The organism is Pseudoalteromonas sp. SR45-5 (assembly GCF_014163565.1).
Lineage (GTDB): Bacteria > Pseudomonadota > Gammaproteobacteria > Enterobacterales > Alteromonadaceae > Pseudoalteromonas > Pseudoalteromonas distincta.
The window spans coordinates 1-11691 of sequence record NZ_JACJDN010000049.1; the positions used below are offsets into that span (position 1 = coordinate 1).

General features: G+C 38.6%; 12 protein-coding genes and 1 pseudogene. All 13 read left to right on the forward strand.

Annotation, left to right across the window (positions count from 1 at the left end; genetic code table 11):
- Window positions 1-826, forward strand: an 826-nt coding sequence (locus H5072_RS03505; protein WP_182692722.1) for a DUF885 family protein, incomplete at its 5' end; no start/stop codon positions are given.
- A 97-nt stretch (window positions 827-923) separates the two neighbouring features.
- Window positions 924-1436 (forward strand): YcgN family cysteine cluster protein, encoded by a 513-nt coding sequence (locus tag H5072_RS03510; protein WP_004334734.1) that lies wholly within the window; start codon window positions 924-926, stop codon window positions 1434-1436.
- On the forward strand, window positions 1436-1948 hold the full coding sequence (locus tag H5072_RS03515; protein WP_024595017.1) for an RNA methyltransferase: 513 nt from the start codon (window positions 1436-1438) through the stop codon (window positions 1946-1948). The genes H5072_RS03510 and H5072_RS03515 overlap by 1 nt, the downstream gene beginning before the upstream one ends.
- Window positions 1949-2026: 78 nt before the next feature.
- Window positions 2027-2917 carry an ABC transporter substrate-binding protein gene (locus H5072_RS03520; protein WP_182692723.1) on the forward strand — a complete coding sequence of 297 codons (891 nt, stop codon included), beginning with the start codon at window positions 2027-2029 and terminating at the stop codon, window positions 2915-2917.
- A gap of 88 nt (window positions 2918-3005) precedes the next feature.
- Complete coding sequence (locus H5072_RS03525) at window positions 3006-4262, forward strand: sugar MFS transporter (protein ID WP_182692724.1); 1257 nt, start codon at window positions 3006-3008, stop codon at window positions 4260-4262.
- A 255-nt stretch (window positions 4263-4517) separates the two neighbouring features.
- Window positions 4518-6407 (forward strand): methyl-accepting chemotaxis protein, encoded by a 1890-nt coding sequence (locus H5072_RS03530; RefSeq protein WP_182692725.1) that lies wholly within the window; start codon window positions 4518-4520, stop codon window positions 6405-6407.
- A 5-nt stretch (window positions 6408-6412) separates the two neighbouring features.
- A complete protein-coding gene (locus H5072_RS03535; protein WP_182692726.1) occupies window positions 6413-7495 on the forward strand; it encodes a GGDEF domain-containing protein in 1083 nt (360 codons plus the stop codon).
- Window positions 7496-7508: 13 nt separating this feature from the next.
- A complete protein-coding gene (locus tag H5072_RS03540) occupies window positions 7509-8123 on the forward strand; it encodes a DsbA family protein (protein ID WP_024594646.1) in 615 nt (204 codons plus the stop codon).
- A 251-nt stretch (window positions 8124-8374) separates the two neighbouring features.
- Window positions 8375-9127, forward strand: a complete 753-nt coding sequence (locus tag H5072_RS03545; RefSeq protein ID WP_004334751.1) for a DUF3450 domain-containing protein — start codon at window positions 8375-8377, stop codon at window positions 9125-9127.
- Window positions 9128-9137: 10 nt separating this feature from the next.
- Window positions 9138-10505, forward strand: coding sequence for a MotA/TolQ/ExbB proton channel family protein (locus H5072_RS03550; protein ID WP_165723865.1), 1368 nt, complete (start codon window positions 9138-9140; stop codon window positions 10503-10505).
- A 3-nt stretch (window positions 10506-10508) separates the two neighbouring features.
- Entirely contained in the window at window positions 10509-11036 is a 528-nt protein-coding gene (locus H5072_RS03555; RefSeq protein WP_010552929.1) for a MotA/TolQ/ExbB proton channel family protein, read from the forward strand.
- Between the two features lie 53 nt (window positions 11037-11089).
- A complete protein-coding gene (locus tag H5072_RS03560; RefSeq protein WP_004334764.1) occupies window positions 11090-11503 on the forward strand; it encodes a biopolymer transporter ExbD in 414 nt (137 codons plus the stop codon).
- A gap of 12 nt (window positions 11504-11515) precedes the next feature.
- A pseudogene (locus H5072_RS03565) lies at window positions 11516-11691 on the forward strand (protein TonB); the annotation flags it as partial.

Sequence of the window (11691 nt, forward strand, 5' to 3'; positions counted from 1 at the left end):
AGGTGAGCTATCTGAATTTTTTGATCATTTACGCGATTCAGATGAATTTTACTACGACACGCCTGAGGAGTTAATTGCGGCATATGAAAACGTTAAGAAAAAAATAGATGCGCGTTTGCCTCTACTTTTTAACATAGCCCCCAAAGCACCTTACGTTGTAAAAGCAGTTGAAGCCTACAGAGCGCAGTCGGCAGCAGGTGCATCCTATGCATCTCCGGCGCCTGATGGCTCTCGCCCTGGTATTTTTTATATCAATGCTTATAACTTAAAAGCGCAGCCTAAATTTTTACTCGAAACTTTATCGATTCACGAAGCAGCCCCAGGTCATCACTTTCAAATAGCACTTCAGCAAGAAATAGAGGGCTTACCTGATTTTCGTAAATTTGGTGGCTATACCGTGTTCGCAGAAGGTTGGGCGCTTTACGCAGAAAGCTTAGGCAAAGAGCTAGGCTTATTTACCGACCCTTATATGTGGTATGGACGTTTATCGGATGAGCAATTACGCGCAATGCGTTTAGTGCTTGATACTGGTTTTCATGCAAAAGGGTGGACGCGTCAACAAGGTATAGATTACATGCTTGCAAATTCATCTATGGCTAAAAGTGATGTAATTGCTGAAGTAGAGCGATATATTGCATGGCCAGGACAAGCGCTTTCTTACAAGTTAGGGCAATTTAAAATTCAAGAATTACGTGATTTTTCTAAAAAAGAACTCGGTGATAAATTTGATATTAAAGCGTTTCACACGCAAATATTAATTGATGGCGCATTACCAATGCCAATCCTTGAGGAAAAAATTAAGCGTTGGGTTAAATCTCAAAGCTAATTTGTAGCGCAAAGCCAGTACTTTGAAAGGGTATTGGCTTTGCGCCATTTACAGCAATACGGTAGAATGCGCGCTCTTTAGGGGGCACGAGTAAACTATGTTTGATCAACAATTAGCAAATACACAATTTTGGCTTAAAAAAAGCTTAAGCGACATGAGTCAAAACGAATGGGAAGCCATTTGTGATGGATGCGGAAAATGTTGTTTAAATACCTTTATTGATAGCGAAGATGAAGACGAATTTACCGCCACCGATCAGTTACGCGAAGGTGAGCAATTAATATTTACTAATATTGTATGTCAGTATCTTGATAACAACACCTGTGGTTGTAGCGAATATGAAAACCGCCAAACGCTTGTTCCTTCTTGTGTAAAACTCACAAAAGAAAACCTTAAAGACATCTTTTTTATGCCACAAAGCTGCAGTTACCGTCGTTTACATGAAGGTCGTGGTTTGGCTTCTTGGCATCCGTTATTAAATAATGGTGATAAAACAAAGATGCATGAGCTAGGTATTTCTGTAAAAGACAAAACAGTAAAAGATTGCGATGTAAAGCTCGACGACTTTGATTTGTACATTGCAGAATGGCCAACAAAGGACGTAGATTAATGAGTAAACAACAAGCCGTAATTGGTTTAATCAATCCTAAAAGCCCGACTAATGTTGGCGGTGTATTGCGAGCAGCTGGCTGTTATGACGCTAAACAAGTTTTTTTTACAGGCAATCGCTACTTAAACGCCAAAAAGTTCCATACAGATACAAAAAATGTAGTGGAGCGTATTCCTTTAACCGAAACAGATAATTTAGAAGCAATAAAGCCACAAGGCGCAACGGTTGTGGTTATTGAGCTTATTGAAGGTGCAACACCTTTACCTGAGTTTAAACATCCTGAAAATGCATTTTATGTATTTGGCCCCGAAGATGGTTCTGTATCAAAAGACGTCTTAAAGTGGTGTGATGAAGTGGTATATATTCCAACTATTGGCTGTATGAATTTAGCGGCAACCTGTAATGTAGTTTTGTATGACCGCTTAGCTAAATTAGGCGGCGTTGAGAGTAGTGACGATACTATTATTAGCTCTCGTGATACAAACAATAAAATGAGGTGGCAAAAAAGCTGATTAGTTAAGGTTTATTTGTGCAAAAGTGTTAGTAGTAGCTAAACTTAAAAACACTATTAATCACAAATAGATACTAAAATGCGCTGGTTTTATTTTATATTATTGCTAACAACTAGTAATAGTTTTGCTGAAACATCGGTTGAGTATTTTCAAAATGGTACTCAACACACTTTAACTGGGCATTCCCATAAATCAGGGGTGCTCTATGAAGCTAAAAACTCCAAACAAACACTTCATCTAGCCACACTCGATTGGCCTCCCTATATTGGTAATAATGTATGTAATAAAGGCTGGGTTTATCAATTTTCAATTGCCTTGTTAAATAGTAAGGGCTACAGCGTATATATTGAATTTTTGCCTTGGGCAAGAGCGGTACGAAATGTAGAACTAGGCAGGGCTGACATACTAATGCCTGAATACTTTATAGAAGATACAGCCCCCTCCGATTATGTTGATGGTAAAACACGTCGAGAATTACTCGGCTTATCTAATTCGTTTAAAGGTGGCGAAATTGCTTTTTTAAAAAGGAAAGGCGATACAGACCATTTCACAGGAAACTTGAACTCGCTCAAAGGGCTTAAGATTGGTGTTGTTCGAGGGTATCAAAATACGCCAGAGTTTGATGCCATGATGGACAATGGTGAGTTTGAAGTTATCGCCTCTGTTGATGACTTACAGCTTGTTAAGCTACTGACTGCTAAACGTGTTGATTTGGTTATAGGCGATCCTCAAGCTTTGAAATCATCTGTGGCTTACTCCTCTTTAACTAAACCTGAAAAACAGTCTTTGCTTTCTTCCATTGAGCAAGAAAGCATTCCTTTGCAATATAACTCGTTATATTTTGCCATTAGTAAGCGTGCACATAATTGGCTTTTAGTATTAGAGGATATAAATGAAGGGCTTTATCAGTTTAATAACAGTGGCGAAATAGACCGAATTGTTAGAGCGACCAACACGCAATGTGAATAACGCCACTGGAACGTTCCATAAGTGCGCTGACTAATTTATATTTAAACATGTAAAATCGTTTTCAACTTGTTAATGGAGTGAAAACGACGTGAGTGAAATAAATACAAACCAATCATTCGCGGTCAACGAACAGCCAAATAAAAATTATCTGTTTCCACTGACTGCAATGACGACTCTATTTTTTTTATGGGGTTTTATTACTGTTTTAAACGATGTACTAATACCACGATTAAAAGGCGTATTTGATTTAAGCTTTTTTGAAGCGATGCTAGTACAGTTTTGCTTTTTTGGTGCTTATTTTATTGTTTCTATCCCTGCGGGTATTTTAGTTAAGCAGTTTGGTTACAAAAAAGGGATTTTAACCGGTTTAATTGTGGCTTCAATGGGGTGTATGTTGTTTTACCCTGCTGTTGTAGTACATGAGTATTGGCTATTTTTAGGCGCTTTATTTGTACTTGCCGCTGGTGTAACGGTACTTCAGGTTTCTGCTAACCCTTATGTTGCTGCTCTTGGGCCTGAAAAAACAGCTTCTTCTCGTTTAAATTTGGCACAAGCACTTAATGCGCTTGGTACTACTGTTGGGCCTTATGTAGGTGGTTTATTATTTTTTGGTACAGCAGGTAGTCTAGCCGCTTCTGCAGCAACTGCTGAGTCTGTAAAAGTTCCTTACTTAATGCTTGCTGGCGCCTTATTGCTTATCGCTATTATATTTGCCTTTATAAAGCTTCCAGAAATTGAAGCCCATAAAGAAGAAAATAACGCTTCAGTAGAATCTCGTTCATTAACTCAAGCACCGCACTTAACTATGGGTGTACTTGCTATATTTTGTTATGTAGGCGGGGAGGTTGCCATCGGCAGCTTTTTAGTAAATTACTTTGGTGAGGCACACATAGCAGGGCTTGAAGAGCATACCGCGGCCGCACTTATTAGTTATTATTGGGGCGGGGCAATGGTAGGGCGTTTTATTGGCTCTGTTTTATTACAAAAAATAGCGCCTTCTAAGGCTATCGCATTTAATGCATTCAGTATTATTGCGCTATTATTGATCACAATTTTTACTCAAGGTGACGTCGCTTTATATTCAGTTTTGGCAATTGGTTTATTTAACTCAATTATGTTCCCGACTATATTTTCGGTTGCTATCGAGCGACTAGGATCATTGACTAGTAAGGGTTCTGGTTGGTTATGTTTAGCAATTGTTGGTGGTGCACTTGTACCATTACTGCAAGGGTTTATAGCTGATACAGTAAATATACAGCAAAGCTTTTTTGTTCCAATGTTATGTTATGTATTTATTGCATGGTACGGTTTAAATGTTGTTCGCTTAGCAAATAAGTGGAAATAACAGACTATACAAGAGTGACTGAATACGTATTCAGTCACTTATAAAGCTATATTTAATGGGAACGTTCCATAAAAAATAAATCTAGTCATTAATTATTTAATATTAGCCAGTTACCCACGAAAGCCTTTTGTTTTACAATCCTTTATTCTTATTTTTCATCAATAATCTAACTGTAAGTCTCTTTTACTAGGACATTTAGCTAAATTTTTGCTAAAACAGTAAGGCTAATAACGATAAATAATAAAAAGGGTGTATATGCTTAACTCGTTGAAATTTACTTCCAAAGTGACTATTGCAGCCTCCTTAATTTTGGTTTTGGTGCTAGGGTTATTTACTTTTAATAACTACATTGCGATGCGCAAGCAAACCGAGCAGCAGTTAAGCTTGGTATTGCAACAAAATTCCGAATCTGTTTCACAAAATATAGCGAGTTGGTTAAATGCAAAGTTGGCGATTGTTATATCAATTGCTAAAACCCATAAAGCTAATGATTCTAAAGCACTCACCCTTTCACAACTAAATACAGCAGAGCTTGCTGGAAGCTTTAAAAATACGTATATAGGTAAATCCAGCGGCACGTTTATATTAAACGATCAAACGGTTGTATTACCTGCCGATTTTGATGCGACTTCTCGTCCTTGGTATAAATTAGTCGAAAACAAATCAAATACCGCTTTTACAACTCCTTATATTGATGTAACCACTAACGAGCTTACAATTTCAGCGGTAGTACCCATACTCCAAAATGGTCAGTTTAGCGGCGTTGCAGGTGCCGATATTGATATGCAGACCGTGACAAAAATTATCAACGATATTGACTTTTTAGGACTCGGTTATGGTTTTTTACTCGATAATAAAGGCCAAGTGTTAAGCCATCCAAATGCTCAGTTAAACTTAAAAAATACCTCAGACATATTTGGCACGAATACGCCTTTACAAAGTAAGTTTACCCAGTACGAGATAAACGGAGAGTCTAAGCTTATTTCGTTTACAAAAATTAGTGGTATTGAAAACGTAGATTGGTACCTAGGTGTTGTTATAGACAAAGATAAAGCGTATGCCAGTGTCTCTAATTTTGGCCAAACCGCAGCTGTTTTTATGGTGATAGGAATTATCACTATTATAATTATGATGCAGCTTTTATTACACTATTTAATGCAGCCAATGAATCGTTTAAACGATGCTATTAAAGATATAGCACAAGGTGAGGGCGATTTAACAAGGCGTTTAACCGTTGAAAACGACGATGAATTTGGCGATTTAAGCTATTCATTTAATATTTTCATCGAAAAAATTCAGCATTCAATAGAACAAGTAAAAGAGTCTACAAAGCAATTAGATACAGCTATTGAGAGCTTGGTATCACAAACACATTCTTCGCTGTCTATGTATGATGATCAAAGTAAACGAACCGATAGCGTTGCAGCAGCTATCAACCAGTTTTCTGCCACATCAATGGATATTTCAAGTAATGCAGAGAGTGCATCGCAGCTTGCTAAAAATGCAGATGAACACTCAACACAAAACCAAGAAGCATTAAGCCACAGTGTTGCAACTATCCACCAGCTCTCGGGTAATATGGAAAAAGCTCAGCAAACTATAAACAGTTTAAATACGCATACAGCCAGTATTGGCCAAGTGCTTGAAGTTATTAAAGGTGTAAGCGAGCAGACTAATTTATTGGCACTTAATGCCGCAATTGAGGCGGCTAGAGCAGGAGAGGCGGGACGCGGTTTTGCCGTTGTAGCAGATGAAGTTCGCCAATTAGCGCACCGCACTCAACAGTCAACGCAAGAGATTGAAGACACGGTTAGTCAGTTGCAAAAAGGCTCAAACCTTGCTGTAGAGCTTATGAAAACAAGCCTTGAAGGCAGTGAAAAAAGCGTGCAACAAGCCGATGCTGTTGGCAATTTAATGAGCCATGTTATACAAGCGATTCAACAAATTAACGATGCAAATCACTCTGTGGCCACTGCAACAGACGAACAAAACCAAGTTGTTAAGTTATTAGATACAGATATTCAAACAATTAATTCGCTTTGTATACAAGGCAAGGCCAACTTAAATGACACGCTTGACGAATGTACCAAACTAAAACAACAGTTTAGTGCTTTAGAAAATATGGTTCAAAAGTTTAAAGTATAAAATTAATGACTAAAAAAAATGTGAATAAACCAAATTGGCTCAGTCTGATAAATATCGACAGTGTTTATAGCTCAGACATGCAACGCAAAGCGTTTTCTTTATTTACCATGATTGGGATTTCAATTGTGGTGATCGCAGTATTAGTGTTTTTTAATTATAAGCTTTATTCGCCACTACTGACCGCTTCATTAATTATCGTTAACATTACAAATATAAGCTGTTCTATCTATTTTATAAAAACGGGTAACCTGCAAGTTGTGGCATTAATAAGTATGAGCATTGTGTGCATGATGTTTGTTGCACTTGTTTATACCGGCGGTAAAGATAATACCGCGCTATATTGGCTAATGTTTTATCCTGTCGTAACGTTTGCATCTTTAGGGGTAAGATTAGGTGCTTGGTTAGGCTGTACCTTACTGCTTTCTTGTATTGTTATTTTATACGGCCCTGACTTTGGTCAAGTTAGCTATGGCAACGTAGAAAAAACACGTTTTATAGCGTCCTTTTCTATGGTGTTTTTATTCTCATTTATTGGTGAGTATTTTAGGCATAAAAGCCACATGGCTATTGCCGATATTACGCTAGAGCAAAAACAAGATGCTTATACTGACCCCCTTACTGGCATAGCAAATAGGCGTTTTATTACCTCTCATTTTTTAAAGCTTGCTCAAACACGCCCAGAGCAGTACTTACCTTTTTCAATTTTGTTAATTGATTTAGATAATTTTAAATCTTTAAACGATACGCATGGCCACGATTTTGGTGATACGGTATTGATTGAATTTACCAAACTTCTTGAGTCTCAATTTTTGGCAACTGCGTTAAAGGCCCGTTATGGCGGTGAGGAATTTGTTGTTATTTTACCGCAGCTCACAGCCTCTGCAGCCTCTGTAATTGCGAACAAATTTAGAGAAGCCGTGGCAGGGCATGTTATATTTACTGATGACAAGCAGCGTATTTCAATCACCTGTAGCATTGGTATTTCCCAAGTAAATAAAGTAACTGATTATGATGATTCATTAAAGCAAGCTGATGAAGCTCTTTATAGTGCAAAGGCTTCAGGTCGCAATAGAGTCGTCTCGAACTAGTTGAAGGATTAATATGTCTCAAAGTAAATTAATATATGTTCATGACCCAATGTGTAGTTGGTGTTGGGGTTACTCACCAACCTGGCTTAAGCTAAAATCAGAGCTTGCTGGTAAAGTGGCAATAGAATATAAAGTAGGTGGTCTTGCTCCCGATAGCCAAGACCCAATGCCACAAAATATGAAAGAGATGCTTGAGGGCACTTGGCATAAAATTTCAGCGCAGTTAGGTACGCAATTTAATTATAACTTTTGGCGCAACTGCCAGCCAAGGCGTTCAACGTATCCCGCATGCAGAGCTGCACTTATAGCGCGTAAAGCGGGTAAAGAAGCTCAAATGGTGGCTGCTATCCAACACGCTTATTACCTAAACGCGCAAAACCCGTCTGATGAAAGTACATTAATTAGTTTGGCTGAAAAAATTGGCTTAAATAAAGATGAGTTTTCGGCGCAGCTAGCGTCAAGCGAGCTTAATGATGAATTTAAAGCGGAGTTATCCTTTGTTCGCACTTTACCAATTCAAGGTTTTCCCTCACTAGTGCTTATTAAAGATAATAAAGCTTACCCTATAGAAATTAATTATACCGATTGGCACTATTCCCTTAATCAAATTAATTCAATTTTGGATTAACCACCTTCTTGCATCTTCTTAATAGGGGGTATTTGGCCAGCAAGTACCCTTATTCGCGTTAAAACCTCCTTGTAAGTCTCAATTATTACCATTGTCATAAAAGCGACTTTTTTGCGCAACATCCTTGTCATGTTTCATCTATAAACTCCTGCTCATTGAATTATTAAGTCATAAATTATTTATATAACAAAGTTTATGACCTAAAAAAACAAACTAGCAAATCCGCTAACTAACGAGTAAAGGTGTATGCGATGAAAGGCGTTAAACCATTAATCTTAGCTGGTATTGTGGCCGCAAGTGCAGCAGTACACGCAAACGATTTAGATAAGGTTATTGATAAAAGCAGTGAAATTAATAAATCAGCTGCGCAATCACAAACAAAAATAGACAAGATTGCAGATTCAATGCAAGGACGTTTACAGCAATTTAAAACCCTCAATAAAGAGATTGATGGTTTAGCTGTATACAACGCCCAGCTAACTAAACAATTAAATAATCAAATAGAAGAGATGGAATCTTTAAACCTGTCAATGGATCAGGTTTCTATTATTGAACGTCAAATTACGCCGCTAATGCTTAGAATGATTGAAGGTCTTGAGCAGTTTGTATCTTTAGATATTCCATTTTTAGCTGATGAGCGCACTAAGCGCGTTACGTCTTTAAAAGAAATGATGAATCGTGCTGATATTAACTCAAGTGAAAAATTTCGACGTGTACTTGAAGCGTATCAAGTAGAAGTAGACTACGGGCGCACTATTGAAGCTTATACCGCACTTTTAAATGTGGATGACAAAGAGCGTGAAGTTGATTTTTTACGCATTGGCCGTTTAGAGCTTATTTACCTAACACGCGATGGCAAAAAAGCAGGTAGTTGGAATGCAGATACAAAATCATTTGAAGCATTACCAGACTCTACAATAAGCCAAATTAATAAAGGTTTACGCATTGCGCGTAAACAACTTGCCCCAGATATGTTAACTCTGCCAGTACATGCAGCAGAATAAGAGGTTGAAAATGAAATTGTTTACTCAAATGACAAAAATAGCTCTTTTTGCTGCAAGCCTAAGCATTACTGGTGCAAGTATAGCGGCAGAGCCAATGAACTTAGATTCATTACTTAAAACGCTCGAAAATGGTAAATCAGCTCAAAGCGAGCAAAATAAACAACGTGAACAAGAGTTTGCTGCTCGCCAAAACGAGCAAGTACAAACACTTAAAAATACCCAAGCAAAGCGCAATCAAATGCTGGTGGAATCTGAACGTCTAGAAACGCAATTTGAAGAAAACGAAGTAAAACTTGCTAACTTAACAGACACGCTTTCTAAACGCATGGGTTCGCTTAAAGAGTTGTTTGGCGTTCTTCAACAAGTTGCAGGGGATTCTAGTAATAAGTTTGCGACATCAATAGTATCTGCTCAGATTGATGGACGCAGTACGTTTATGGATGACCTTGCTCAAAAGATGGGCTCAACTTCAAAACTTGCGTCAATAGAAGATATTGAAAAAGTATGGTTTGAATTACAACGCGAAATGACCGAGCAAGGTAAAGTAAGTCGTTTTAACGCAAGTGTTATTGTTGAAGGCGGTACTAAAGCACAGCAAGAAGTTGTGCGAGTGGGCGCATTTAACCTCGTATCAAACGGTAAGTATTTAGAGTTTAACTCCTCGACTAATTCTTTGAGTGAATTAACTCGCCAACCTGTATCGCGCTTTACTGCAACAGCAGAAGAGCTACAAAGCACTAAAAGTGGCGTGGTGCAATTTGCACTTGACCCAACAGGCGGCTCTATTCTTGGTTTATTAGTACAAGCACCTGATACACAAGAACGTGTTCATCAAGGTGGCACAGTGGGTTATGTGATTTTAGGCGTAGGTGTTATTGCACTTCTTATATCACTTGAGCGTTTTTTCTCACTATTGATTATGGGCGGTAAAATTCGTCGCCAGCTTAAAGATACAGTTGCACGTGATGACAATCCGCTTGGACGCGTAATGAAAGTAAAAGATCAATTTCCAAGTGTTTCACACGACACACTGGAGCTTAAACTAAGTGAAGCTATTTTACGTGAAATGCCAAAAGTGACGCGTAATTTAACACTTATCAAAATCATCTCTGTTGTTGCGCCGCTACTAGGTTTATTAGGTACGGTAACCGGCATGATCAATACATTCCAAGCAATCACCTTATTTGGTACTGGGGATCCTAAGCTTATGGCGGGTGGTATTTCTCAAGCGCTAGTAACAACGGTATTGGGCTTAGTGGTCGCCATACCAACGGTATTTTTATACACCTTACTTAATACGCGCGCTAAAAATATCTTGTTAACTATTCAAGAGCAGAGCGCCGGTATTATTGCTGAGCGAAGCGAGAAAGGAGCATAAACCATGGTGCTATTGATTGATTCAATCAATGCTATCCGTGATTTTCTCGACACTGGTGGCCAAGTTCTCTTGGTCATCGGGGTGTTAATCTTCGCGATGTGGTTATTGATACTCGAGCGATTTATTTACTTTTTTAATGGTTTTAGAAGCTATAAACACGCTCTTAAAGCCAATTGGATTAACCGTGCAGAACGAGATAGCTGGAATGCAGAGCAAATACGCGAAGCTATGATATCGCGAGCTGGTATGCGCTTAAACACCAATCTTTCTTTGATTAATGTGATGGTTGCTTTGTGCCCGCTACTTGGTTTGTTAGGCACTGTGACGGGCATGATAGAAGTGTTTGATGTAATGGCAATTACTGGCACAGGTAGTGCGCGTTCAATGGCATCAGGGGTATCTAAAGCAACTATTCCGACAATGGCAGGCATGGTAGGTGCGTTATCTGGGGTATTTGCCTCAACGTACTTACAACGAAAAGCTAAGCGCGAAGTAGAACTACTACAAGACAGCATGGTTTTAGACCATTAAGCAAAATTTTGATAAGCGGCTTATATAAAGCCACTTATCCTAGGAGAATAAAAATGAGAGCCCCGTTAGGAAACCTATTTCAAGAAGACGAAGCTGAAGAAATAAACATGACCCCAATGTTAGACGTTGTATTTATCATGCTTATTTTCTTTATTGTAACTGCCTCTTTTGTTAAAGAAGCCGGTATTGATGTAAACCGCCCAGAAGCCGCAACAGCTGTTAAAAAAGAGCGTGCTAATATTTTAGTGGCTATTTCTGATACAGGCGAGATTTGGATTAATAAACGTCAAATTGATGTACGCGCAGTACAAGCCAATATCGAGCGTTTAAAAGCAGAAAATCCACAAGGTAGCGTTGTGATTCAAGCAGATAAAAAAGCCACTACCGAAATGTTAATAAAGGTGATGGATGCCTCGCGCGCGGCGGGCGCATTTGATGTATCAATTGCCGCACAAGATGCGTCTTAAGGGCTAGTTATGTTGCGATATTTAGTTGCATTAGTGATAGCCGGTGTAGTGACCTTTATGTTGTTTTTAGGCATGCAGGCACTGATCACTGGCGGTGAAGGCGCTATGACGGATCCGGTAAAGGGTAACGTACTTGATTTTGTTCGCTTGAAAAAAGAAGAAACCGTACAAAAAAAAGAGCGTAAGCC